At 73.9% G+C, this 25,009-nt stretch carries 19 protein-coding genes; 8 read left to right on the top strand and 11 right to left on the bottom strand.

Annotated features, from left to right (window positions below):
- Nucleotides 1–43: 43 nt before the first annotated feature.
- The gene (locus ACFTXQ_RS01400; RefSeq protein WP_382634642.1) at nt 44–3,283 is read right to left on the bottom strand and encodes a TIM-barrel domain-containing protein; all 3,240 of its coding nucleotides are present in this window, start codon (nt 3,281–3,283) and stop codon (nt 44–46) included.
- A gap of 237 nt (nt 3,284–3,520) precedes the next feature.
- Between ACFTXQ_RS01400 and ligA the strand changes: the two genes are divergently transcribed.
- Nucleotides 3,521–5,587 carry an NAD-dependent DNA ligase LigA gene (ligA, locus tag ACFTXQ_RS01395; RefSeq protein WP_382634639.1) on the top strand — a complete coding sequence of 689 codons (2,067 nt, stop codon included), beginning with the start codon at nt 3,521–3,523 and terminating at the stop codon, nt 5,585–5,587.
- Here ligA and ACFTXQ_RS01390 read toward each other — a convergent pair.
- The 3 genes from ACFTXQ_RS01390 to ACFTXQ_RS01380 form a co-directional block, all read right to left on the bottom strand.
- Nucleotides 5,577–5,810 (bottom strand): hypothetical protein, encoded by a 234-nt coding sequence (locus tag ACFTXQ_RS01390; RefSeq protein WP_382634636.1) that lies wholly within the window; start codon nt 5,808–5,810, stop codon nt 5,577–5,579. The genes ligA and ACFTXQ_RS01390 overlap by 11 nt on opposite strands.
- Nucleotides 5,811–5,953: 143 nt before the next feature.
- A complete protein-coding gene (locus ACFTXQ_RS01385; RefSeq protein ID WP_382634633.1) occupies nt 5,954–6,622 on the bottom strand; it encodes a response regulator in 669 nt (222 codons plus the stop codon).
- Nucleotides 6,619–7,794 (bottom strand): sensor histidine kinase, encoded by a 1,176-nt coding sequence (locus ACFTXQ_RS01380; protein WP_382634631.1) that lies wholly within the window; start codon nt 7,792–7,794, stop codon nt 6,619–6,621. The genes ACFTXQ_RS01385 and ACFTXQ_RS01380 overlap by 4 nt, the downstream gene beginning before the upstream one ends.
- Before the next feature lie 276 nt (nt 7,795–8,070).
- On the opposite strand from ACFTXQ_RS01380, the gene ACFTXQ_RS01375 reads away from it, so the two are divergent.
- Nucleotides 8,071–10,284: an MMPL family transporter gene (locus ACFTXQ_RS01375; RefSeq protein ID WP_382634629.1), complete on the top strand. Its 2,214-nt coding sequence runs from the start codon at nt 8,071–8,073 to the stop codon at nt 10,282–10,284.
- Nucleotides 10,285–10,353: 69 nt separating this feature from the next.
- On the opposite strand, the gene ACFTXQ_RS01370 is transcribed toward ACFTXQ_RS01375, so the two are convergent.
- The 3 genes from ACFTXQ_RS01370 to ACFTXQ_RS01360 form a co-directional block, all read right to left on the bottom strand.
- Nucleotides 10,354–12,147, bottom strand: coding sequence for an ABC transporter permease/substrate binding protein (locus tag ACFTXQ_RS01370; RefSeq protein ID WP_382634626.1), 1,794 nt, complete (start codon nt 12,145–12,147; stop codon nt 10,354–10,356).
- Nucleotides 12,147–13,199, bottom strand: coding sequence for a glycine betaine/L-proline ABC transporter ATP-binding protein (locus ACFTXQ_RS01365; protein WP_382634624.1), 1,053 nt, complete (start codon nt 13,197–13,199; stop codon nt 12,147–12,149). Before ACFTXQ_RS01365 ends, ACFTXQ_RS01370 begins: the two co-directional genes overlap by 1 nt.
- A 187-nt stretch (nt 13,200–13,386) precedes the next feature.
- Nucleotides 13,387–14,331, bottom strand: coding sequence for a SigB/SigF/SigG family RNA polymerase sigma factor (locus ACFTXQ_RS01360; RefSeq protein ID WP_382634621.1), 945 nt, complete (start codon nt 14,329–14,331; stop codon nt 13,387–13,389).
- A 145-nt stretch (nt 14,332–14,476) separates the two neighbouring features.
- Between ACFTXQ_RS01360 and ACFTXQ_RS01355 the strand changes: the two genes are divergently transcribed.
- Complete coding sequence (locus tag ACFTXQ_RS01355; protein ID WP_382635098.1) at nt 14,477–14,812, top strand: MarR family transcriptional regulator; 336 nt, start codon at nt 14,477–14,479, stop codon at nt 14,810–14,812.
- Between the two features lie 98 nt (nt 14,813–14,910).
- Here the strand turns inward: ACFTXQ_RS01355 and ACFTXQ_RS01350 are convergent, their stop codons facing one another.
- Both ACFTXQ_RS01350 and ACFTXQ_RS01345 read right to left on the bottom strand, forming a co-directional pair.
- Nucleotides 14,911–15,732: a GntR family transcriptional regulator gene (locus ACFTXQ_RS01350; RefSeq protein ID WP_382634618.1), complete on the bottom strand. Its 822-nt coding sequence runs from the start codon at nt 15,730–15,732 to the stop codon at nt 14,911–14,913.
- A 116-nt stretch (nt 15,733–15,848) separates the two neighbouring features.
- Nucleotides 15,849–17,462, bottom strand: a complete 1,614-nt coding sequence (locus tag ACFTXQ_RS01345) for an IucA/IucC family protein (protein ID WP_382634615.1) — start codon at nt 17,460–17,462, stop codon at nt 15,849–15,851.
- A 124-nt stretch (nt 17,463–17,586) separates the two neighbouring features.
- Between ACFTXQ_RS01345 and ACFTXQ_RS01340 the strand changes: the two genes are divergently transcribed.
- From ACFTXQ_RS01340 to ACFTXQ_RS01330, 3 genes are read left to right on the top strand one after another with little or no spacing between them, the layout of a single operon-like run.
- Nucleotides 17,587–19,116, top strand: a complete 1,530-nt coding sequence (locus ACFTXQ_RS01340; protein ID WP_382634612.1) for an IucA/IucC family protein — start codon at nt 17,587–17,589, stop codon at nt 19,114–19,116.
- A 33-nt stretch (nt 19,117–19,149) separates the two neighbouring features.
- Nucleotides 19,150–19,842 (top strand): class I SAM-dependent DNA methyltransferase, encoded by a 693-nt coding sequence (locus ACFTXQ_RS01335; protein WP_382634610.1) that lies wholly within the window; start codon nt 19,150–19,152, stop codon nt 19,840–19,842.
- Between the two features lie 43 nt (nt 19,843–19,885).
- The gene (locus ACFTXQ_RS01330; protein WP_382634607.1) at nt 19,886–20,371 is read left to right on the top strand and encodes a DUF6924 domain-containing protein; all 486 of its coding nucleotides are present in this window, start codon (nt 19,886–19,888) and stop codon (nt 20,369–20,371) included.
- Between the two features lie 37 nt (nt 20,372–20,408).
- Here ACFTXQ_RS01330 and ACFTXQ_RS01325 read toward each other — a convergent pair whose 3' ends face one another.
- The gene (locus ACFTXQ_RS01325) at nt 20,409–21,593 is read right to left on the bottom strand and encodes a cytochrome P450 (RefSeq protein ID WP_382634606.1); all 1,185 of its coding nucleotides are present in this window, start codon (nt 21,591–21,593) and stop codon (nt 20,409–20,411) included.
- Nucleotides 21,594–21,738: 145 nt separating this feature from the next.
- Between ACFTXQ_RS01325 and ACFTXQ_RS01320 the strand changes: the two genes are divergently transcribed.
- Complete coding sequence (locus ACFTXQ_RS01320) at nt 21,739–23,253, top strand: FAD-binding oxidoreductase (protein ID WP_382634604.1); 1,515 nt, start codon at nt 21,739–21,741, stop codon at nt 23,251–23,253.
- Nucleotides 23,254–23,261: 8 nt separating this feature from the next.
- A complete protein-coding gene (locus ACFTXQ_RS01315) occupies nt 23,262–24,644 on the top strand; it encodes a hypothetical protein (protein WP_382634602.1) in 1,383 nt (460 codons plus the stop codon).
- Here the strand turns inward: ACFTXQ_RS01315 and ACFTXQ_RS01310 are convergent.
- The gene (locus tag ACFTXQ_RS01310; RefSeq protein WP_382634600.1) at nt 24,598–24,993 is read right to left on the bottom strand and encodes a hypothetical protein; all 396 of its coding nucleotides are present in this window, start codon (nt 24,991–24,993) and stop codon (nt 24,598–24,600) included. The two genes, ACFTXQ_RS01315 and ACFTXQ_RS01310, sit on opposite strands and share 47 nt — an antisense overlap.
- Nucleotides 24,994–25,009 lie beyond the last annotated feature (16 nt).

Raw genomic sequence — 25,009 nt, 5'->3', positions numbered from 1 at the left:
GGCCTGGCGCGGGAGCCAGGCCGTGCTCGGCTGCCGACCGCCCTCAGGGCGTGAAGGTCCAGCGCTGGGCGGGGGTGTTGTCGCATGCGGCGCGGGTGAGCAGGGTGCCGTTGGCGGTGGCGGAGCCGGCCGGGGTGAGGCACTGGCCGGCGTTGCGCAGGGTGCTCTGGGGACCTGCCTGCCAGGTCTGGCCGGCGCTGCCGTTGCAGGGCTGGACGCTCACGCGGGAGGGGTTCGCTGCGTCGAGGCAGACGCCGGACAGGCCGGTGAGGCGGCCGTCGGGCTGGAGGGTCCAGCGTTGGTTGGGGCCTCCGTGGCAGGTGTAGAGGGTGGGTTCGGTCCCCGGGGTGGTCGCGCTGTGCGGGAGGTCGGCGCAGGTGCCGGAGGCGGCGTTGACGAGGGTGGCGTCGGCGGGCAGCGGGGCGGGGCGGCCGGTGAGGGTGATCTCGGCGGCGCTGGTCCAGGGGCCGCGGCCGCCCGCCTCGGTCAGGGCCCTGAGGCGCAGGTAGCGGCCCGTTCTGGCGGCCATGGGGACGTTCTTGGCGGCCGCCGTGTCGGCGAAGGTGCCGCTCGCCACCGGGGTGCCCCAGTCGGCGGTGGTGTCCGAGAGGTAGACCTCGTAGCCGCCGATGCGGCCGTTGACGCCGCCGTCCTGGCGCGGCAGGTAGCCGAGGCCGTCCACCGAGTAGCGGGCGCCGAGGTCGATCTGGATCTCGTGCGGGAGCGCGGCGGGCTTTCCGGAGGCCCAGGCGGTGTGCCACATCGTGGCCGGGTCGCCGTCAAAGGCGCCCACGGCGGCGCCGTTCTCGGCGCTCGTCTCCTGGCTGTCGGCGGAGACCAGAGACCAGCCGGACTGGGCGATGGGCGAGGAGGAGGGCAGGGGCTGCGCCGCCGGGAGGGTGGTGCCGGCGGCCGAGACGCTGAACGCGCCCGACTTCGAGCCCGTCTTGATCCAGAGGACGCCGGAGCGGTCGGACGGGTCGAAGAACCATCCCGTGGCGGCCGCGTCGTAGGCGGCCTTGGAGGTCAGGCGCGCCAGGGCGGAACCGTCCACGGTGAGCGCGGAGGGCGCGGAGGCGACGTGGAGGGTGAACTCGTAGCCGCGCGAGGCCGGTTTGCCGGTGTAGCTGCCGGTGGGGGCCGAGACGGAGACGTTGACCGTGCCGGAGCCGCTCGCCGGGGCGGTGACGTCGACCTGCTGGCGGGCGTAGGCGCCGGACTGGTGGGCGCGGGTGAGGCCGTCGTCCTCGTAGAGGCTGAAGGAGGTGGCGCCGCGCGGGTGGATGTCGTAGGTGAGGGTGGAGACGGGCTTTTCGCCGGTGTGGTTCATCTGCGGCCACATCGGGACGATGCCGCCGCCCTTGACGAAGAGGGGCAGGGTGTCGAGCGGGGCCTGGTAGCCGTTCAGCCAGCCCGGGCCCGCGTACGTCTTGCCCGTCCAGTAGTCCGTCCAGGTCCCGGCGGGCAGGTAGATGCCGTCGCGGACGGTGGTGTCGGAGACGACGGGCGCGACGAGGAGGGAGTCGCCCGCCATGAACTGGCCGCTGGTGAGGTTGCCGCGGGCCACCGGATCGTCGGGGTACTCCAGGACCATGGCGCGGGTGCTCGGCACGCCGGTCTCGTGCGCGACGCGGCTCATCGTGTACAGGTACGGCATCAGCCGCATCTTGAGCTGGAGGTACTTGCGGTTGATGGACAGGTACGGCTCGGCGAACCGCCAGGGCTGCTTGTCCTGGTAGCCGGCGGAGGGGTTGGTCGCACCCCAGCCCGACATGGTCATGAAGGCGGGGGTGAAGGCCTTCCACTGGAGGTCGCGGGTGTACGTCTTGGGGCTGCCGCCGAAGATGCCGTCGACGTCGCCGGAGGCGTAGTTGAGGGCGGACAGGCCCGCGCCTGTGATGGCGGGGACGTGCCAGCGCATGTCGTCCCAGGTGCCGTTGGTGTCGCCGGTCCAGACGACGGCGTTGCGCTGGGTGCCGGCCCAGCCGTCGACGGTCCAGACGTAGCGGCGGGCGTCGGAGTTCTTCTCGATGCCGTCGACGGCCTGCTGGACGCCGTTGAAGGCGTACTTGTAGCCGCTTCCGATCCACGCCACGTCGGTCTTCACGCCGCGGCTGCCGGCGGTGCCCACCTCGTCGGCGATGGAGCCGAGGCCGGTGGAGGTCCACAGGCCGGTCTGGAAGCCCTTGGCCTTCAGCGCGTCCACCGTGGACTTCAGGGGCGCGGTGTAGCCGCAGCCGTAGCCGTCGTTGGGCAGGAACCAGCCGGAGGGCATGTCGGCGGCGCGGGCGTCGGTCGCGTAGCCGACGACGTCGGGGGTGGTCTGGTGGCGCAGGCGGTTGTGGTCGCCCTGGTAGTCGGGGTTGGAGGCGTTGAAACAGTCCGCGTTGCCCAGTTCGAAGCCCCACATCGGCGCCATGAACGGCTTGCCGCTGACGTCGGTGTAGGCGTCGAGCACGCCCTTGAGGGAGTCGCCGGTGAAGTACCAGGCGTCGAAGCGCTTCTCGTCGTGGGTGAGGGTGCTGGGGGCGTTGAAGCCGTACGAGCCCGGGGACCAGGTGTTGCGCATGACGCCGTAGCCGTTGGTGGACATGTAGAAGGGGGCGGGGCTGGCGTTGTTGTTCTCGCGCCACTTGTTGTCGACGGCGACGGGGACGGTCTTGCCGCGCAGCGCCCACTCGCCCAGGCGCAGGCCCGTTCCGTAGAACTGCTCGTCCGCGCCGCGGGCGAGGTACTGGGTGGTCTGGCTGTTGGTCCAGCTGGTGGGCTGGGTCTCCTGCCAGACGAGGGTGGTGTTGTCGGCGCGGTAGACGGAGAACTGGAGGGGCGATTTGTTGACCCGGATGGAGAGGGCCCCGGTGGTGATCCGGTAGTACGTGCCGGCGTCGGAGAAGCTCGTGGTGACGGGGCCGAAGTCGGTGGTGGGGGCGAGGTCCTTGCCGGCCGGGTCGTTGGTGAAGGCACCGTCGGGCGAGAGCCAGAGCCGGAAGATGTCGGCGCGGGCGACGACCACGCGGGCCTTGGCGCCGCCGGAGGCGGTGACGGTGAAGGTGTTCCCGGTCTGGGTGAACCCGGTGACGTTGCCCGCGGTGGCGGTGGCCCCGGCGGGGGCCGCGGCGGCGGGTGAGGCGATGGGTCCGGCGGCGGCCAGGCCCGCGACGGCGAGGGCGGCGGCGAGCAGCGCGGCGACCCGGGGGCGGCGCCGCGGCAGCGGGGCCCGACGGCGTCTGCTGTCCGGGCTGCCGTGCCGGGCCGGGCTCCTGCGGATGCTTGGCAGTCTCATGGGGCACTCCTCGTGCGGTCCGGATCGCGGACACATCGCTTTGGCATGCGCCTGGCAAGATAGCGCCCCACGGAGGTGAGGTGAAGGAAGATGCTCGAAATGGCTTGTCATCGAGCATCTTTGAACATGTGTCAGCTTCCGCGCCCTTGGCCGCCCGCGACGGTCGCCGCCTCTCGGCAAAACTCCTCCGACCTGCGACTACGGGCCGTTGTCAGACCCCTGCGGGAGGATCTCGGCATGACGACGATCACCGCTCCCGCCCTGGCCACCCGTGATGAGTACGCCGATGCGATCGGCGCCGCGCTCAGGGCGTCGGCCGCCTATTACGGCTCCGGCGAATCCGCCCTGGACGACGCCTCGTTCGACCTCCTCCTCGGCCTGATCAAGGCGTACGAGGAGCGGTATCCGGAGCACACCGATCCGGCCTCGCCGACGGGGAAGGTGGCCGGCGGCGCCGTCCCGGCCGGGGACGTCCCGCACACGGCGGCGATGCTCTCGCTGGGCAACGTGTTCGGCCCGCAGGACCTGCTGGACTGGGAGGCCTCCCTGGTCCGCCGGCTCGGCGCGCCGGTCGCGGGCGGCTACGCGGTCGAGCCGAAGCTGGACGGGGCCTCCCTCGCCGCCCGCTACCGTCAGGGCCGGCTGGTGCAGCTGGTGACGCGGGGCAACGGCACGGGCGGCGAGGACGTGTCGCATGCGATCGGCACGATCGTCGGCCTGCCCCGGGAGCTGAGCACCGACGCCTCCTTCGAGGTGCGCGGAGAAGTGCTGTTGACGGCGGAGCAGTTCGAGCGGGCGAACGCGATACGCGCCGAGCACGGGGCCGGACCGTTCTCCAACCCGCGCAACGGCGCGGCCGGCACGCTGCGGGCCAAGGGGCGCCCGTACACGGTGGAGCTGAGTTTCTGGGCCTTCGGCGCGGTCGAGCTCGACGGCGGCACCGCGCTCGCGGGCGCCGGCCACGCGGAGGTCATGGCCCACGTCGCCGCGGCGGGCGTCCGGACGGCGGCCGACACCCCCGCCGGGCTGACGGTGGTGGACACCATCGCCGAGGTGCAGGAGCAGGTCGACCGCATCGCCGCGCTGCGCGCCCGGCTGCCCTTCGGGATCGACGGGGTGGTCGTCAAGGCGAACGCCCTGGCCGAGCAGTCCGCGGCCGGCACCGGCTCACGCCACCCGCACTGGGCGACCGCCTACAAGCTGCCGGCCGTCGAGCGGCGCACGCGGCTGCTGGAGGTGACCTGGTCCGTGGGGCGGACGGGGGTGCTCGCGCCCACCGCCGTGCTCGAACCGGTGGAGATAGACGGCTCGGTGGTGCGGCACGCCACGCTCCACAACCCGGCCGACATCGAGCGCCGGGGCCTGCGGCTCGGCGACATCGTGACCGTCTACAAGGCGGGGGACGTCATCCCGCGCGTCGAGGCGCCGGTCGTGGAGCTGCGCACCGGCGCGGAGCTGCCGATCGAGCCCCCTGCCGTGTGCCCGGGGTGCGCCGGGGAGATAGACCGCTCGCAGGAGCGGTGGCGCTGCGCGCAGCCGGCCGACTGCGGGCGGATCGCGGCGATCCTGTACGCAGCCGGGCGGGACCAGCTCGACATCGACGGTCTGGGCGAGCGGTACGTACGGGCGCTCGTGGAAGCCGGTCAGGTCCGGGACGTGGCGGACCTGTTCACGCTGGACCACGCGCGGCTCGCGCAGGCCGCCGGGAGCGAGAAGCGGGCGGCGAAGCTGGTGGAGCGGATCGGGGCCGCGAAGGGCCTGCCGCTGTCGCGGGTGTTCTGCGCACTCGGCATCCTCGGGACCGGGCGGGGCATGTCCCGGCGGATCGCCCGGCACTTCGGGAGCATGGAGGCGATCCGGGCCGCCGACGCGGCGGCGATGACGGCGGTGGAGCTGGTCGGCGGGACCAAGGCGGCCGGGATCGTCGCCCAGGTGGCGGAGCTGGGGCCGGTCATCGACAAGCTGGCGGCCGCCGGGGTCAACCTCACGGAGCCGTCGGCGGCGACCGCCGGGGACGGCAGCGGGAACGGGGGCGGGGGCGGTGAAGGGCCGCTGGCCGGTCAGACGGTGGTGGTCACGGGCAGGATGGCGGGCGCCCTGGCCGCCTACGACACGCGCGACAAGGTGCGCGAGCTGATCGAGCGGGCGGGCGGCAGGTCGGCGAGCGGCATATCCGGGCGGACCACCCTCCTGGTGGCGGGCGAGAAGGCGGGCGGCAAGGTCGCCAAGGCCGAGGAGGCCGGGATCGAGATCCTCGGCGAGGAGGCGTTCGCCGAGCGGATCGCCGCCTTCCTCACCCGCTGACCCGGTCGGCGCCTCCCGGAGGCGTCACGGCCAGGACGGGCGGAGCGGGGGTGGACCAGCGGTGCCCGCACGGGTCGAAGACCAGCACCACCGGCTCTCCCGGCCGCTGGCGCCAGGAGATGCGTTCCGGCGCCCCGTCGCACACCGGACAGCACGGCAGCGGGCCGGGTTGCGGCAGGCACCCGGGCGCGGCCGCGTGGGGCGTGGAGTGCGGATCGCGCATGGAGGCTCCCTGGTCGTTCGGGTGGGCTGATGGCACTGTGCCATGGACAGGCCCTTGTCCGCACGGGCGAATTGTCCAGTGTTTTGGCTGGTCAGCGGTGTGACCGGCAGGAGGGTTCCGCTCTCCCTGCGGGCACTTGGTGATCAACCCCGCCTGGGGCCGGCCTCCACCAGCCCCGATTCGTACGCCGCGATGACCGCCTGGGCGCGATCACGGACGCCCAGCTTGCCGAAGATGCCGGTGATGTGGTTCTTGACCGTGGAGACACTGATGTCCAGATCCCGGGCGATCTCGGAGTTGTCCAGGCCGCCGGCCAGGAGCTGCCAGATCTCCAGCTCGCGCGGGGTCAGTTCGGCCGGGACCGCCGCGGCGGCGGGCCGGGCGCGGGCGGGGGTCCGTACGTAGGTGGACAGCAGCCGGGTGAGCAGTCGGGGCGCGACGGCGGCCTCACCGCGGTGGACGATGCGGACCGCGGCGCTCAGTTCCTCCGGCGAGATGTCCTTGGGCAGGAAGCCGGAGGCGCCGGCGCGCAGGGCGGCGACCACGTACTCGTCCATGTCGAAGGTGCTGAGGGCGAGCACCCTGGTCCCCGGGAGGGTCCGGGCCAGTTCCCCGGTGGCCTGTACCCCGTCGAGGACCGGCATGCGGATGTCCATGACGACCACGTCGGGCCGTAGTTCGCGGGCGAGGGCCACGGCCCGGGAGCCGTCCTCGGCCTCGCCCACCACCTCGAACTCGGGGTCGGGGGCCAGGATCAGGGCGAGGCCCCGCCGGACCAGCGGCTGGTCGTCGGCGATGAGCACGCGGATCATCGGTGTCGTTCCCCTCCCTCGCCGCCCCCGGTGCCTCCCTGAACCGGGAGGCGGGCCGCCACCCTGAAGCCGCCGCCGTCGAGCGCGGCGGCCTCCAGGGTGCCGCCCTGGAGGGCGACGCGCTCGTGCATTCCGATGAGACCGTATCCGGGGCGCGGCGGTGCGGGTCGCGGAGCCGTCGCCCACGCTCCCGTCCCGTCGTCGCGTACCTCCACGGCGACTTCGTCGGGGCGATACGTCAGTCGTACGTGGGCCCGCGCCTCCCCGGCGTGTTTGCGGGTGTTGGTCAGCGCCTCCTGCACGATCCGGAAGACGGTGAGGCCCACGGTCGGCGGCAGCGGGCGGACCGGCCCGTCCACGGTGAACTCCGTTTCCGTCCCGGCCAGCCGCGACTCCGTGATGATCCGGTCGAGGTCTCCGGCCCCGGGCTGCGGCGCCGGAGGGAGATCCTCCGCTTCTTCTCCGTCCCGTAGGACGTGGAGGAGTTGCCGCATCTCGCGCAGTGCCGACCGCCCGGAGTCCTCCAAGGTGACGAGGGCCTCGCGCGACGCCTCGGGGTCGTGGGCCAGATTGGCCCGCGCACCGCCGGCCATCAGCTGCATGGTGGTGATGTGGTGGGCGACGATGTCGTGCAGTTCGCGGGCGATCCGGCGGCGCTCCTCGGCCAACGCGCGGTCGGCCTGCAGGGTGTGGTTGGCCTCGACCTCCCGCTGCCAGCGATTCACGACCTCGGCCGTGATGACGACCAGGGTCGCGGCCACCGCGTTGGCCAAGAGGATCCAGCCGAAGGGGAGCAGGGTGCCGGCCATGCCCACCGCGGGCAGGGGCACGGTGGCGAGGAGTGCCCCGGCGACCACCGCGGGCCGGCGGAACCTGGCCACCGAGTACAGGGCGACGGCGAGGCTGAGGGAGAAGTGCGGAGACACCACGGGCATGGCCAGATTGGGCACCACGCCCAAGGCGAGCACCACCGCGAGCACCGTCACCGGGTGGCTGCGCCGGGCGAGCAGGGACAAGGCGGCCGCCACGAGGGCGAAGGCCGCCGTGACGGTGAGGGGAACCCCGTCGGACAGGGCGCCGCCGGAGAATCCCACCAGGTCCACCGCTGCGGCCCCGATGGCCACGAGTGCGTCGTTGCGCGTCCAACGGAGCCTGTCGGCGCCCTTGCCCATCGTTGCCGGTCCTCCCCCGCCGGTTGCCCGCCCGGCCGGTGCCGGGGCGGTGCGCAGCCGGATCCTCGTGATCCATTCTGACAGCGGGCCCCACCGGTGCCACCGTCCCCGGGGCGGGTGAGGGAGCAGGACCAGGGTCCTGCTCCGGGCCCGGGCCCGGACCCTGCTCCCGGGGTACGCCTCCTCCCCGGCCCCGACGCGGACCCCGATCACCCCTGATGGTCTGGAGATCGGCCGGGAACCCCCGGCCGCAGCCGCACAGACCGGAGGAGTCACGTGATCCGCGCCCTGACCGGATTCTCGACGAGAAGTCCCTGGAAGGTGATCGCCGTCTGGGCCGTGCTGGGCATCGCACTGAGCCTCCTGGGCCAGGCGCTGGTGTTCCGCGCCACGCAGAGCAGCGCCGGCGACTTCCTGCCCGCGACCTACGATTCGGCCGCCGCCCTGAAGGTCGCCGAGGAGAGGTTCGGGGCCGAGCCGGGCATCAACCCGCTGACCGTGCTGGTGGCCAGGCCGGACGGCGGGCTGCTGGGCGCGGCGGACGAGCGGCGCATCGACGAGGAGGCCGCGAAGCTCGCCCGCCACCGGATCTCGATGCCGAAGTCCGAGGACCAACTGCCCTTCGCCCAGGACCATTCGCAGGTCCCCCGGATCGCCCCGGCCATGACAGCGCCCGACCTGAGCTTTCGGCTGCTGACCGTGGAGCTGACCGGGAATCCCCAGGACCCCGGGATGCAGGACACCTACCGGGCCTTCCGGGACCACGCCCGGGCGCAGTTCGCGGAGGCGGGGCTGCGGACCGGGTTCACCGGCGGGCTCGCCGACGCCGTGGACAGCGCCGATGCCGGGAAGACCCGGTCCCTGGTCATCGGCATCGTGATGCTCGCGGTGATCGTGCTGCTGCACGTGCTGGTGTTCCGCGGTCTGCTCTCCGCGCTGCTGCCGCTGCTCGTCGTCTCCGTCGTCGGGGGCGCCGCGACCGGTACGGTGGTCGGCCTCGCGATGCTGACCGGCATCGACCTCGATCCGTCCACCCCGCAGCTCATCAATGTCGTCCTGGTGGGCATCGGCATCGACTACTTCCTCTTCCTGCTCTTCCGCTTCCGCGAGCAGCTGCGCCGGCGGCCCGAGCAGTCGGGGCGCGCCGCGGCGGCCGAGGTCGGCGGGCGCGTCGGTACGGCGGTGACCTCGGCGGCGCTGACCATCGTCGCCGCGTTCGCCACGCTCGGGGTGGCCTCGTTCGGCCAGTTCCGGGTGCTCGGCCCGGCCATCGCCGTGGCCGTACTGGTGATGCTGCTCGGCAGCCTGACCCTGATGCCCGCTCTGCTCGCCGTCACCGGACGCAAGATGTTCTGGCCCGCCCGTGCCTGGAAGCGGGAGCCCCGCGGGGGCTGGGCCGCCCGGCTCGGCGACCGGGTGGTCCGGCGGCCGCTCGCGGCGGTCCTCGTCTGCGTGGCGCTCCTCGGCGCCCTGGCCGCGGGCGTGGCCGGCATCCGGATGGACTACGGATCGGGAGCCGAGGGCGGGGAGCGTACGGCCGCCGCGGCCACCGCGGCCGAGATCTCCCGGGCGCTGCCCGCCGGTGTGTCGGACCCGATCAGCGTCTTCCTCACCGCGTCGGACGGCGGTCCGCTCACCACCGACCGGGTCGACACGCTGGCCGGGACGCTCGCGAAGCTCGACGGCGTGGGCCGGCTCGCCCCGACCGTGCTGAGCGGGGACCACCGGGCGGCGCGGATCGACCTGTTCCAGAACGCCGATCCGAACAGCCGGGAGGCCCGTGAGCTGGCGTCCGGCCCGGTCCGGGAGGCGGTCGCCACGCAGCGGCCCGCGGGTACCGAGGCACATGTGGGGGGCACCGCGGCGGTGTTCGCCGACGTGTCGGCGGCTGTGGACGAGGACCTGCGGCTGGTGTTCCCGGTGGCCGCGGTACTGATCGCGCTGATCCTGTTCGTGCTGCTGCGGAGCCTGCTCGCCCCGCTGGTCATGCTGCTCGCGGTGGCGCTGGGCTTCGCCGCCACGCTGGGTGCCTCGGCGCTCGTCTTCCAGCACGCGCTGGACCGGCCGGGTGTGGCCTTCACGCTCCCGCTGATCCTGTTCCTGTTCGTGGTCGCGCTCGGCACCGACTACAACATCCTGGTGATCGACCGGATCCGCGAGGAGATGCAGCGGCCCGGTCCGGCCCGCGCGGCGGTGGCCCGCACGGTGCGACGCACCGCGCCGGCCGTGGCGACGGCCGGACTGGTGCTGGCCGCCTCCTTCGGGAGTCTCGCCGTCAGCCCGGACCCGGCCACCCAGCAGATCGGCTTCGCGACGGCGCTCGGGATCCTGCTCTCGGCCTTCGTCCTGTCGGTCGTCCTGGTGCCCGCCTGCGCCGCGCTGTGGGGCCGGTCCCTCTGGTGGCCGTCCAGGTCCCGGCGGGCATCCTCCCCGGACAGCCCGCCGCAGGCCGGGCCGGCCGAGGCGCCGGATCGTGTGCTGGTGCGCTGAGGCGCCGGGGCGCGGGGGACCGTACGGGTCCCTCGGGCACCGGCGCCCTCGCCGTCGGGCACCTTCGGGTCAGGAGAGCCTGTCGACCTCCGGGTGGTCCTTCAGCCAGGCGCGGACCGCCTGTTGCTCCTTGCCCTTGCCCGTGTCCTGGATCCTCGCCTCCAGGCTGGTGAGCTGCTCCTCGGTGAGCTTGAAGGAGCGCAGCCAGGCGGCCACCTCGGGCTCGTCGGCGGCGAAGCCCTTGCGGGCCAGGGTGTGGATCCCGTCGCCCTTGCCCCAGACGCCCTTGGGGTCCTCCAGCTTGGTCAGCTCGTAGGAGGAGTAGGCCCAGTGAGGCGACCACAGGACGGTCACCACCGGCTCCTTCTTGTCGTAGGCCCGCTTGAGCTCGGCGAGCATGCCGGGCGTGGAGCCGTCGACGACCTGGTAATCGCCCTCCAGGCCGTACTCCCCCAGCACCTTGTCCTTGAGGATGCCCATGGCGCCGGCGCTCGGCTCGATGCCGATGATCCGGCCCTTGAACTGCGCGGACTTGCCCTTGAGGTCGGCGAGCGAGCGCACGTCCTTCACGTACGAGGGCACGGACAGCTCCAGCGAGGTGGAGCCGTACCAGGAGCCGAGGTCCTCCAGCCTGTTCCCGTACTTCTCCCAGTACTGGGCGTGCGTGACGGGCAGCCAGGCGTCGGTCTGGAAGTCGAGCTGGCCGCCGGCCAGGCCGGTGTAGAGCGCTCCGGCCTCCAGCTGGCGGGCGTCGACCTTGAACCCGCGGCGCTCCAGGAGCTCCTTCCAGAGGAAGGTGGAGGCGATGCCCTCGTCCCAGGGGATGTAGCCGATGGAGACGGTGCGGCCCTTGCCGGTGTTCGCGGCCCCGGCCGGTCCGTCCCCGGCGGCGGAGCCGCCGAAGGTGCCGAGACCGCCGGCCACGAGGGCCAGTACGACTGCTGCGGTGACGGCGTGGGCGGGCTGGGGGCGGTGGCTCCACAGCCGGGCCGCGCCGGTGGCGGCGGAGCGCGCCTTGGCGAGGGTGCGCCGGCCGAGCGGGGAGACCTGGCGGCCCAGGGCGCCGGTCATCCGGTCCAGGTACATGGCCAGGATGACGATGGAGACGCCCGCCTCGAAGCCGAGGCCGATGTCGACGTTGCCGATGGCCCGGTAGACGGCGCCGCCGAGGCCGCCGCCGCCGACCATGCCGGCGATGACGACCATGGACAGGCCCAGCATGATGACCTGGTTGACGCCCGCCATGACGGTGGGCAGGGCCAGCGGCAGCTGGACGCGGACGAGGGTGTCGCGCGGGGTGGTGCCGAAGGCCTCGGCGGCCTCGACCAGTTCCGCGTCGACCTGCCGGATGCCGAGCTCGGTCATCCGTACGCCCGGCGGCAGCGAGAAGATGATGGTCGCGATGATGCCGGGCACCACGCCCACCCCGAAGAAGATGATGCCGGGGATGAGGTAGACCATGGCCGGCATGGTCTGCATGAAGTCCAGGACGGGCCTCAGGACGGCGCTGACCGGGTCGGAGCGCGAGGCCCAGATGCCGAGCGGGATCGCGAAGACCAGGGTGACGAGGGTCGCGACGAGGACCAGGGACAGCGTGGACATGGCGTCGGCCCACAGGCCGACGGAGTCGACGAGTGCGAAGCCGGCGAAGGCGAGCAGGCCGGCGAGGAGGCCGCGCAGCCACCAGGCGGCCACGGCGAGGATGCCCGCGAAGAGCAGCGGGGCGGGTGCGGACAGGACGGCGTCGATGCCGTCGTAGAGGCCGGTGACGAGCGCGCTGACGGCGTCGAACAGCCAGGACAGGTGGCGCTGGAGGAAGTCGACACCGCTGTCGACCCAGGCGCCGAGGTGCAGGCGGGGCATCAGGCCGCCACCTCCACGCAGGCCATGGGGGGCCGTTGTTCGTCGCCGATGAAGGCGATGAGGCGGTCCTGCGGTACGGAGCCGATGACGGCGCCGTCCGCGTCGGTCACGGCGACCGGGTGCGGGACGCGGGCGCTGACCGCGCACAGGTCGGCGAGCGGGGTGTCGGCCTGGACGGTGGGGCAGTCGCAGGCGTCCGCGTCGAGGGGAGGCTCGTCCATGACGGCATCGGCCGTAAGCACTCGCGAACGGTCCACGTCCTGGATGAAGGAGGCGACGTACTCGTCGGCGGGGCGGGTGAGGATGTCCTCGGCGGTGCCCTGCTGGACGATGCGGCCGTCGCGCATGACGGCGATGCCGTCGCCCAGGCGCATGGCCTCGTTGAGGTCGTGGGTGATGAAGACGATGGTCTTCTTCAGGCGCCGCTGGAGTTCGAGGAGCTGGTCCTGCATGTCGCGGCGGATCAGCGGGTCGAGGGCGCTGAAGGACTCGTCCATCAGCAGCAGGTCGGCGTCGGTGGCCAGGGCGCGGGCCAGGCCGACGCGCTGCTGCATGCCGCCGGAGAGCTCGTCGGGCCAGGACTTCTCCCAGCCGCCGAGCCCGCACAGCGCCAGGGCCTCGGCGGCCCGGCGCTCGCGCTCGGCCCGGGGGACGCCCTGGACCTCCAGTCCGTAGGCGGCGTTCTCCAGGACGTCGCGGTGCGGGAACAGGGCGAAGTGCTGGAAGACCATGCTGATTTTGGTGGACCGTACGCGGCGCAGCTCGCGGGGGCCGAGGGTGGTGAGGTCCTCGCCGTCGAAGAGGATGCGGCCCGAGGTGGGCTCCAGCAGACCGTTGAGCATGCGCAGCAGCGTGGACTTGCCGGATCCCGAGAGGCCCATGACGACGAAGATCTGGCCGGGCTCGACGCGGAACGAGGCGTCGATCACCGCGGCCGTCGTTGCGTCCGCACGCAGCTCGTCGCGGCCGGCGCCGGCTTGGAGCGCGCGGACCGCGTCGTCTGGACGTCTGCCGAAGACCTTGTACACGTGCTCGGCCTGGAGCGTGGACACATACACCTCGCGGGTCGTACCGGGTACGGCGCGCCGTGCTCCGGAGAGCCTGGCCGGCGGGCCGCGGAGCGGGACGGGATCTGCCCGCGTGCGCCGTGCCTCCGGCCCGTTTGGCCGGAGGACATGGTTCCGCTCCAGCTGCGCACTTTCCCGGCATTCACCACAGCAAACGCAAAGGTGATCTAGCTCACGCGTCGGGTCCGCAACCGGACTCGGGCTCGTCCGCCAGCATCGAAGCCCGCAGGTGGCTGAGGAGACGGTTGAGCAGCCGGGACACCTGCATCTGCGAGATGCCGAGGGCGTCCCCGATCTGCGCCTGCGTCAGCTCCTCGCCGAACCGCATCTGGAGCATGCGGCGCTCGCGGCCGGTGAGCTGCTCCAGCAGCGGCGCCAGGGTCTGGATGTCCTCGACCAGCTCCATGGCCGGCTCCTCCTCGCCCATGACGTCGGCGAGGCTGTGGGTCTCGGTGGAGCCGCCGCCGTAGTCGGCGTGCGCGGTGGGCGGGGCGTCCAGGGAGCCGCTGGTGTGGCCGTTCGCGGCGACGAGACCCTCTATGACCTCCTCCTCCGAGAGGCGGAGGTGGGCGGCGAGGTCCGCGACGGTGGGCGAGCGGTCGAGCGTGACGGTCAGCTCCTCCTTGGCCTTCGCTATGTCGATGCGCAGCTCCTGGAGCCGGCGCGGGACACGGACGGCCCAGGTGGTGTCGCGGAAGTGCCTCTTGATCTCGCCTGTGATGTACGGCATGGCGAGCGTGGAGAACTCGTTCTCGCGGGTCGGGTCGAAGCGGTCGATGGCCTTGATGAGACCGATGGTGCCGACCTGGACGATGTCCTCGATGTCCCCGCCGTCGCCGCGGTTGCGGAAGCGGCGCACCGCGTACTGGACGAGTGAGGCGTTCATCTCGATGAGGGTGTTGCGGACGTACTGGTACTCCGGGGTGCCCTCGGTCAGCTCGCGCAGTCGCCGGAAGAAAACCTTCGACAGCTCCCGCGCATCCGCGGGAGCCACCTCCCGGGGCTCGTCGATCCGGGGCACTCCGGCGAGGCGGGCGGCCTCGGAGCCCTGGCGGGGACGGGGAACGGGGGTGGTGTGGGTGGCGGCGGTATGGGAGGAGGGGGCAGGGACCGGCATGGGGTTCGCTCCTTGGGCTGGTCGGCTTGCGGCGCGGGACCTTGACTGCCGTAGATGGTGGACCCCTTCTGTTCGTACGTCAAGAATTACCGGAAATACTTTTCACGTCTTGCATCACGCGAATCAGGTATCGCATCATGACGGCATGGGGAGCATGTCACAGCGTCAGAACTGGACATTCCTGACTAATCACGCCCGAGTTCTGGTGACCATCGCCCGGGACCCGGCCGTGCGGCTCAGGGACGTCGCCGCCGTCTGCGTGCTGACCGAGCGCACCGTGCAGACGATCGTCACCGACCTGGAGGCGGACGGCTACCTGCGGCGCGTCCGCGACGGACGGCGCAACCGGTACGAGATTTCCCCGGGCGCCCTCTTCCGCCACCCCGCCGAGGCGGGTGTACAAGTGGCCGGGCTGCTCGCCCTGCTGGCCGGCGCACCCGCGGCCGCGGACGCCCCGGTACCGGATCTCGCGGTGGACTAGGCGCCGTCGACCCCTCGTGCGGCGTGCGTCACGTGACGCGCCTCACCTGACGCACGGCACGTGACACACCGCACGTGACACACGGCACGTGACCCGAATCACGTGATGCGGAACCCGGCGGCAGCGTGGTCGCGTCGGCCGCGGCTGTCCCGGTGGAAGGTCAGGCGGTCCCAGGTGGGGAAGGCCAGGTCGGCGACCGCCAGCAGGGTGCCGTGTTCGTCGTGCAGGGTGCGGCGCACCGTCAGACCGCAGGCCGGGGAAGCCGCCGAAGGGTGGCTGGTGCGGGTCATGGTGAGCGTCTCGGCGACCCGGCCGTCCGCCGCGGCGCGGTCGAGCCAGCGGTGCAGGGGCCCCAGGTCCTCGTCGCGGACCGGCGTCGGCCGGTCGCGGTAGCGGGCCAGCACCGGGCTCCGGGCGATGGCGCCGGGGCTCAGGTAGGTGACGGCGTGCGTGAGGGTCTCGCCCGCCGGGCCCCGCTCGCGGCGGTGGTGGACCAGGGTGCGCTCCCCGCCGCTCATGCCGAGCAGCGCGGCGAGCGAGGGCGGCACGGTGACGCGCGTGAGCCAGCTCTGGGCCGGAACGGCGACGGGTGCCGGGACGGCGCGGGGCGCGGCGGTCGGTGCTGCGGCCGGTGCGGCGACCGCGACCGCGACGGCGACGACGCCCTCTCCGCCGGCGGCCGCCGCGGCGGGACGGGTGCCGCGGCGGCCCGTGACGATGAGGCCGTCCTCGCGCAGCTGCTGGAGCGCGGCCCGGATCGTCTGCCGGTTGACCTGGTAGCGGGCGGCCAGGCTGCGTTCCGAGGGCAGCGTGCCGCCGGGGGTGTCCGCGGCGCGGTCGAGTTCGTGCCGCAGCGCTGCGGCGATCCGCTGGTACTTGGGCATGGCGGCCGGGCCGCCGCCCCGCGAAGGGGAGGGCATGGCTTCTCCTCTGACGGGTGGTCAAGGACTGCGCGGTCTGCCCGACCAACCTAGCATTGGTCTATACCTTTCGGTGAGAGGGCTTCGGGGAACCGCGACCACCTTGGCCGATTTCCCTACCCCCGCAGCGGGTTCGGCAACGGCAGGTAGCGGGCGTCCGCGCCGTCCGCGCGGGTCCAGCGCAGGAGCAGGTTGGTCTTGGCCGGCAGGGCCGGGGCGGCGAGGAGCTCGGCGATCTCGGGGAGCCCGCGGGCGGCGTCGTAGCGCAGGAACTCCTCCCGTACGGCCGGCCACACCAGCGGCGAGATGTCCGGATGCCGTTCGGTCAACGCCCCGGCGATCTCCGCGAGATGGTTGACCACCAGGCAGTAGACCAGCCGCTGCCAGGCCGCCGAGCGGTCCAGGTCGGGCAGGAGCTTGACCCCCTCCGCGTCGCGGAACAGGGCCTGCACCGGAAGTCCCGCCGCGTCCACGGCGACCAGGGTGTTCTGGAGGTGGGCCTCCAGCACGATGCCGTGCCGGGCGAACAGCTCCAGCACCGGTGGCACCACCCGGCGCAGGTACGCCCGCCACCAGGCGGCCGGGTCGGCGGTGTTCGCCAGCGGGCTCCCGTCGTACCCCTCGGCGAGCGCGGCGGCCAGCAGCGGGGTGGACCCGGATGCGGCGTGGGCGTGCAGACCGTCACGGACCAGTACGGCGAGCTCCTCGAAGGCGAAGCCGGCGGTGCGGTAGCCGCGGTCGGCGAGCCAGGCGGCGCCCGCCGCGTCCGAACCGGTCCGGCGCAGCGCGGCGAAGCCCGCCTCGACGGCAGCGTCGGTGCGGCGCAGTTTCAGCAGGTCGTGCCGCCACAGCCGGCGGACGTCGTTGGTGATCCGGACGTCGAGGCTGAACTTCACGAACAGGTCGGCGCCCGGCCGCGGTACGTACAGCGTCCGGATCGAGGCCGTCGGCCAGGCGGGCAGACGGCTCTCGCCGAGGCGCAGCAGCCGCCCGTCGGCGAACGCCTCGCGTACGGGCCCGCGGGAGCCGACCAGGTCGAGCTGCCAGGGGTGGGCGGGCAGCAGCCGGTAGCCGGCGGGCGGGCGCGGTCCGCCGAGGGCGTCGCAGAGGGAGTCGACGGCGTCGGCGGCGGCCAGGCCGCCCTCCTCCGCCACCTGGTCCTCGCGCAGCCCCAGGAAGACGAGCGGGAACCGGGCGTGGGCCTCGGGCGCGTACGGCAGCCAGCTGCCGGCCGGGGCCCCGCCCCGGGCCTTGGGGGCCGGGTGGTGCGGGTGGCCCATGACCAGGGACTGCTCGGAGAGGAGGTACGGGTCGCCCGGGGGCTCGGCGACGGCCCGGGCGGCCAGCAGCGCGGCGATCGCGGCCCGGCTGTCGTGGATCTCCACCGGCAGTTCCTCGTTGGGGACGCCGGTGTACTGGAGCAGCTCGTCGGCGGTCAGCTTGACCAGCTCCGCGTGGCTGAGCGGATGCCAGCCGTCCGCCGTGCGCAGTTCGGGGCGTACGGCCCGGCGGCCCGCGCGCACCCTGAGCAGCCGGCCGCTGCCGCGCAACCGGTGGACGGCCGTGCGGGACCGTCCGGCGGAGGCGGGGGCGCGCCCGGCGGTCCCGGCCGGGGCCGCGTGGCCCTCGGGGTCCGCGGGGTCGACGGGGTCCGCGGCCTCGCGGAGCAGGCAGTTCAGCAGCGGGGTGGCGGCGTACGCGTCGGCGGCGTTGAGATCCACTGGTTCCATTCGGTCCATCCGGTGCGCCGGAGGATCGCGGGACGCGACCACCGGCCGTGATCTTCAGTATCCGCGATGATGAGGTGACCATCCTGCAAACCGATGTCCGATGACCCGATGTGCGGAGCCCAGCATGCATCTTCCCGCCTCCCCGGCCGAGGAGGCCGTCTCCGCCGAGCTGGCCGGGATACGCCCCGCGCTCGGTTCCCCGTACGACGCGGCGCTGCCCGGCGCCCGCGCCGCCGTGCTGACCAGGCTGTGGCGCGCGCTCGCCTTCGAACCGCTGCCGTGGGTGGCGGGCCGGGAGCGGGGGCCGGGCGGCCTGGTGCTGCGGCTGGCCGGGGGTGGCCGGCTGGAGGGCCCGCTGCCGGATCCGTACGCGACCGGGCCGTACGTGGACGAGCTGCTGCTCGACGGCCGGCCCCACCGGCAGGCCGCGCGGCTGGTGGCGGCGCTGGGGGTGCCGCACGGGGAGGAGTTCGCCGCCGAGCTGGACGGCAGCACGGCCTCCCTGGCCCTGTCCCGGGCCGGGCAGCCGCCCGTCGGGCGGGACGGCGCGGCGCGGAGCACCTGGGAGTGGGAGCAGCGGGTGGTCGACGGGCATCCGTATCACCCCAACTGCCGGTCCCGGCCCGGGTTCTCGGTGGCGGAGGAGCTGGCGTACGCGCCCGAGCACCGGCCGGTGGTGGAGCTCGGGCTGGTCGCCGTACGGGCCGAGGAGTGCCTGGTCACGGGCGAGTGGCCGGCGGAGCTCCGGGACGGCGGGCGGATCCTGGTGCCGGTGCACCCGTGGCAGGCGGCGCACGTGCTGAAGCACGAGCGGGTGCGCGGCGGCTTCGCGGCGCACCCGCTGATGGCGCTGCGCACGCTCGCGCCGGCGGCGGAGGGCGGGCCGGCGGGCGGGGCGCACGTCAAGACGGCGCTGAGCACCCGGCTGACCTCCTCCGTCCGGGACATCTCCGTCTACTCCATCGAGACGGCGGCGGCCGTGTCGGCCTTCGCCCAGGCCCTGTCCGAGCGGCTCGACGGCCGGCTGCACGTCACGCGCACGCTGGGTGCGGCGAGCGCGAACAGCCCGGACCTGTCGGCGGTGCTCCGCGAGCCGCCGGAGGTGTTCGCGGACGCCGCCGCCGGTGAGCGGGTGCTGCCGGTGGCGGCGCTGGGTTCGTTCCCGCCGGCGCGTTCGGCGGCCTGGCGGGCCGAGTTCGCCCGGCTGGCGTTGGGGGTGTGCCTGCGGGTGCTGGAGCTCGGGGTGGCCCTGGAGGCCCACGGTCAGAACCTCCTCGTCGTCCTCTCCCCCGCCGGCGCGCCGGTCCGGCTGGTGTACCGCGATCTCGCGGACATCCGGATCAGCCCGGCGCGGCTGGCCCGGCACGGCATTGCGGCGCCGCCGCTGTCCGGCCGGCTGGTCACCGATGACGTGACGGTGCTGCGGCGCAAACTGTTCGGATCCCTGCTGACGGGGGCGCTGGGTGCCACGGCCGGTTCGGCGGCGGCCTTCGCCGAGGCCCTGTCGGAGGCGGCCGGGCTGCCGCCGACCGCCGACACCGAGGCGCTGCTGACGGGGCCACTGCCCACCAAGGCGCTCACGCTGATGCGGCTGAGCCCCGGAATCCCCGGCGATCAGTGGGCGGAGCTGGCCAATCCGCTGGCCGGGGGGTGAGACCCGGCGCCGGTCGGGCTACTGTCCAGGGGCATGAACCTGCATTCCGTACGGGCGTCCTACGATGCCGTCGCCGTCGACTACGCGCGGCTCCTCGGCGGGGAACTGGAGCGCAAGCCGCTGGACCGGGCCATGCTGGCCGCGTTCGCGGAGTGCGTGCGCAGTGAGGAGGGCGGCGCGGGCCGGGCGGTGGCGGACCTGGGCTGCGGCCCGGGGCGGGTGACGGCCCATCTGGACGGTCTCGGCGTACGGGCCTTCGGCGTCGACCTCTCCCCGGCGATGGTGGCGGTGGCCCGCCGGACCTATCCGGGGCTGCGGTTCGAGGTGGGGTCGATGGCCGCCCTCGACGTCGCGGACGGGGTGCTGGGCGGGGTCCTCGCCTGGTACTCCACGGTGCACACCCCGCTCCCGGAACTCCCGCCGGTGTTCGCGGAGTTCGCCCGTGTCCTGGCGCCGGGCGGCCACGTCCTGATCGCCTTCGAGGCGGGCGACGTGGGGGTCCCCCCGGACGGAGTCCGGGGGGAAGTCCGCCTGGAGCATGCCTACGGCCGCCCGGTCGACCTCGACGTGTACCGGACGCCCCCGGACGGCATGGCCGCCCTCCTTTCGGACGCCGGCCTCACGGAGGTGGCCCGCCTGATCCGCAAACCCGACTCACACGAACGCTCCCCCCAGGGCTTCCTCCTGGCCCGCAAGGCCCCGGAGGGCGTTGTCAGTGGTGCGTGAGACATTCGAAGCCGGAACCGGACGAGGCGGGAGGAGGCTCGTGATGACGTTGCCGGAGGTGGTGGGGCGAGATGAATTCGCCGCCCTGATCATCAGGACCGACTACGACGACGAGGCCGCGTGGCGGGCGGTCGCGGCGGAGCTGGCTCAGCCGTGGGGAGACGGCGGCGAGTACGAGGCACGCGTCCACCTCGTCGATGATCCCGTGTGGGCCGGTGCCGCGCCCCAGGAGGTCCTCGCGGCCGTGAGCCGGGACGAGGACCTCAGCGTGGTGTTCCTCGCCGACCGCACGACGATGCACTCCGCCCTGCGACCGCTGCTGGCCCTCACCACGGCCGAGCCCGAGGACGAGGACCTCGACCCGGTGTACTACCGGGAGCTCGTCGACAACCCGGCGCCCCGGGAGTTCCGGACCATAGCCGCCGGCGTCCACAACGTGCACGCGAACCTGTCGATCGCGAACCTGGACTTCGAGGACTACGCGGAGGCTGCGGCCGCCGACCCTGAGGGGGTCTTCCGCTCGCTCTGACGCTGCGCGGCCGCGCCCCCGGGGCCGGCGGTGTCGGCTACCAGCGGAGGGGGAGGCGGGTCACGCCTCGCATCAGGGTGCCCGGGAGCCAGTCGGCGCTGGTGTCCGGGGTCGGGGCGAGGGTGGGGAAGCGGGCCAGCAGGGAGCGGATCGCGATGCGGCCCTCCATGCGGGCCAGCGGGGCGCCCAGGCAGAAGTGGATGCCGTGGCCGAAGGCGACGTGGCCCTGGGCAGGGCGGCGGATGTCGAAGAGGTCCGGATCCGCGAAGCGGGAGGGGTCCCGGTCGGCCGCGGCGAGGGCGACCACCACCGAGGAGCCCGCTTCGATGAGGGTGCCGCCGATCTCCAGGTCCGTGCGGGCGAAGCGGTAGGTGGCGTGCTGCACCGGGCCGTCGTAGCGGAGCATCTCCTCCACCGCGCCGTCGATCAGGCCGTCCGGGTCGGCGCGCAGGGCCGCCAGCTGGTCGGGGTGGTCGAGCAGGGCCCGTATCCCGTTGCCGATCAGGTTGACCGTGGTCTCGTGGCCCGCGACCAGCAGCAGGAAGGCCATCCCGATCAGCTCCTCCGGGGAGAGCTGGTCGCCGTCCTCGTCGCGGGTCCGGATCAGGGCGCTGAGCAGGTCCTCCCCCGGGGTCTTGGCCTTGGCCTCGACGAGTTCGTACAGGTAGGCGGTCATCTGCTCCAGGACGCGGCCGTCCGTGCCCGCCGGGTCCAGCGGGGCCACGATCTCGCCCGACCAGTAGCGGAAGCGCGCCCGGTCCAGGTCGGGGACGCCGAGGAGTTCGCAGATGACGGTCATCGGCAGCGGCACGGCCAGGGCCGCGATCAGGTCGGCCCGCCGGTCCGGCGCGGCCGCCATCGCGTCCAGCAGTTCGTCGGTGACCTCCTGGACCCGCGGCCGCAGGGCCTCGATGCGGCGGGGCGTGAACTCCCGGGCCACCAGGCCGCGCAGCCGGGTGTGGTGGGGCGGGTCCGCCTCCAGCATGTTGCTGGCGGCGGCGCTCGCCGGCGTGTTCCCGAACAGCTCCGCGCCGAGCCAGTCCTTCGACAGGCCCGGGTGGTTCAGGGCCTGGCGGGCCTCCTCGTGGCCGACGACCAGCCACGACCTGTCGCCGCCCAGCATCACCCGGTGGACGGGGCCGGCGGAGCGCAGCGCGGCGTAGAAGGGGTACGGGTCGGCGTTGAAGTCTTCGGCGTACGCGCCGAGATCCACAAGAGGCATGGGGGAAGGGTACGACCACTCCCCCATGACCGAGCCGAAAATATGAGCAGTCGAATCGTTCCGGCTGTGCGCCGTTCGGGGGGCAAGCCGGTGCGTGTGGGCCCGCCTTCCCGGGGATCCGCCCCGGCGGTGGCAGGAAAGGGGTATGAGCCTCCTCCGCCGCCAGGTCCTGGCCACCGCGGCCGCGGCCCTCGTCCCCCGCCTCGGGGCGACGGCGGCCCGGGACCCGGACTACGGCGCGCTCGCCCGCGCCGTCGACGGGCGGCTGGTGCTCCCGGGCGACGGGGACTACCCCGAGGCCCGGCAGCTGTTCCAGCCCCGCTACGACTCCGTGGCGCCGGCCGCGGTGGCCTACCCCGCGCACGCCGGCGACGTGGCCGTCTGCCTGGACTTCGCCCGCCGCTCCGCCGTACCCGTGGTCCCGCGCGGCGGCGGGCACAGCTACGCCGGCTGGTCCACCCGCGCCGCCGGACTGGTCGTCGACGCCGGAGCCATGGCCGCCGTCACGGTCGGGGGCGACGGCGTCCGCATCGGGGCCGGAGCCCGGCTCGGGGACGTGAACGCCGCCCTCGCCGAGCGGGGGCTCGCCGTCCCGACCGGCCTGTGCCCCTCCGTCGGCATCGCCGGACTCACCCTGGGCGGCGGCCTCGGACTGGCCTCGCGGGCGTACGGAACCACAGCCGACCGGCTCACCGGCGCCCGGGTGGTCACGCCCGACGGGGCCGTCCGCGAGGTCGCCGCCGACAGCGAACCGGAGCTGTACTGGGCCCTGCGCGGCGGCGGGGGCGGCAACTTCGGGGTGGTCACCGAATTCCGCTTCCGCACCCACCCGGCGGGTGACTGCGCCTTCGCCGAACTGCACTGGCCCGCCGCCGACTCGGCGGCGGCACTGGCCGGCTGGCAGCGCTGGCTCGCGGCGCTGCCGGACCCGTTCTGGAGCCAGGTCGAGTTCACGGTCGAGGCCGGCGCCCCCACCGAGCCCCCGGCGGTCCGCGTGCTGTGCCTCGACGGACGCCCGGAGCTGGAACGGCAGTTGACCCGGCTGACGGACCTGGTCGGCCGGCCGGTGCGGGACAGCTGGATCACCGTACGGGGCTACGGGGACACCGTACGGGCCATGTCGGGCTGCGCGGAGCGGACTGCGGCGCAGTGCCGGCTGCCGGGCACGCTGCCCGGCCGGGGCCCGCACGGCCTGCTCGGCCGGGACTCGTACGCCGCCCGCTCCGACTTCTGGGCGGGCGCCGGGCTGCCGGACGCGGCGGTCCGCGCCGTGCTGGCCGCCGTCGGGAGGTACGGGCGGTCCGCGCCGCCGGGCGGCCTCGGGGTGGTCCAGTTCGACGGGGTCTGCGGCGGCGCCGTGAACCGGGTCGCGGCCGCCGACACCGCCTTCGTGCACCGCGGCAGCGCCTTCCTCGCCCAGTACCTCGCCTACTGGCCCGAATCCGCGACCGCCGCCGAAGTGGCCCGGCACCAGGGCTGGCTCGACGGGCTCTGGCAGGACCTGCGCCCCTGGGCGAGCGGCCGCGCCTACCAGAACTACACGGACCCGAAGCTGACCGGCTGGCGCGAGGCCTACTACGGCCCGAACCTCGCCCGGCTGACGGAGGTCCGGCGCACCTACGACCCCGACCGGCTCTTCCGCTTCCCCCAGGCCCTCTAGGAGCTCCCGTGCGACGTACGTTGACCATGGCCGCGGCGGCGGCCGCCCTGCTCGTGCCCGGTGGGCCGCTGCCCGTCGCCGAGGCGGGGAGCGTCGCCGCCCCGGCGGTGGCGGGGCAGTGGACCGCCCGCGAGGCGCAGTCCTTCTGGACCCCCGAACGCATGGCGGCCGCCGTCCCGTGGCCGTCCGATCCGGACCCGGCCGCGGCCGCGACCCCGGCGCCCTCTGCGGTTCCGGCCCCGGTCGCCGATGAGGCACCGGTCGCCGACCCGGCGCCCGACCCGGCTCGGGTCCCCGCCCCGCCGCCCGTCGCGGACCCGGCCGCCGTCCCCGTACCCACTCCTGTTCCGGACCCGGTCCCCGCCCCGGCACCTGTTCCGGACCCAGTGGCCAACCCCGTACCCGCTCCGGACCCGGTCCCCGCCCCGGCACCTGTTCCGGACCCAGTGGCCAGCCCCGTACCCGCTCCGGACCCGGTGCCGGAGCCGGCCGCGACCCCGGCGCAGTCTCCCGCTCCCGCCATCTCGCTGTCTCCCTCCCCCGCGGCAACCCCGTCCACGGAACCGACGGTCGCGGCCCCGACGCCCACGCCCACACCGAGCCCCAGCCCGACCCCGACGCCCACCCCGGCCGCCCGCCCCCTCCCCGCGCGGCTGCCGGCCGCAGGCCCCGGCGTCGGGCAGGACTTCGACGGGATCCCCGTCGTCGGCCGGATGTTCGTCGTCAAGGGCGGCGGGGCCTACTTCTGCACCGCGAGCGTGGTCGCCTCCCCGGGCCACAACCTGGTGCTGAGCGCGGCGCACTGCCTGACCGGTTCCGACACCCGGCAGATCGCCTTCGTACCGCAGTACACGCGCGCCAATCCGCAGCCGTACGGGATGTTCCCGGTCCTGCGGGACGCGACCGGCCGCTCCAAGATCTGGATCGACCCGCGCTACCGGTCCCAGGGCGTCGACCGCGCAGCCACCCTCGACGTGGCTTTCGCCCAGGTGGGACCAGGTTCCGCCGGCTTCCCCGTGGAGGACGTGGTCGGCGGCAACCGCCTGGCCACCGGGGCCGGTTACGTCCACGCCGGCGTGACGCTGATCGGATATCCGGCCTCTGCCGCGCGCCCGCGCCTGTGCGTGAACCGGACGACGAAGTTCACCAGCACCGACGCACGGATCCCGGGCTCGTTCCTGCGGGTCGACTGCACCGGCTATCCGGGCGGGACCAGCGGCGGGCCGTTCCTGGTCCGCTACGACGCGCGGACCGGGACCGGTGACGTGGTCGGGGTCATCGGCGGCTGGAAGACCGGCGGGGACACCGCCGACACCTCGTACAGCTCGTACTTCGGCACGGACATCAGGAAGTTGTACGAGAAGGCGGTTGCCGGGGCGAAGGCGGGGTGAGCACCCGGACCCAGCGGGTGCGGCGCGGGTTGCCGACCGTGCGCGGGGTCGCCGGGAGCCCGTCGGCGGTCAGCGGGTCGGCGGGCGCGAGCCCGAGCCGGCGGCGCAGGTCGGCGAGGGCCGCGTGGACGGGCGCGAGGACGAGCTCGGCGCCGGGCTCGATGCAGGCGAGGGCGTGCGCGGTGGTCTCGATCGCCTCGGCGGCGTCCTCGGCGGCGGTCCGGCTCCACCCGCCGGGCGCCGCCCCGGTCCCCCAGGGCACGACGGTGTCGTAGAGGTGGCAGGCGGCATCGGCCACGGCGTCGGCCCGTTCCCGGACACCCGGCGCCGCGATGGTCGGCAGTTCCATGCCGCATCAACGAGCC

Origin of the sequence: Streptomyces sp. NPDC057010, assembly GCF_042673805.1 — a bacterium.
Lineage (GTDB): Bacteria > Actinomycetota > Actinomycetes > Streptomycetales > Streptomycetaceae > Streptomyces.
Note: the sequence above shows the minus strand (reverse complement) of the source record. Positions and strands in the feature narration are given on the sequence as shown.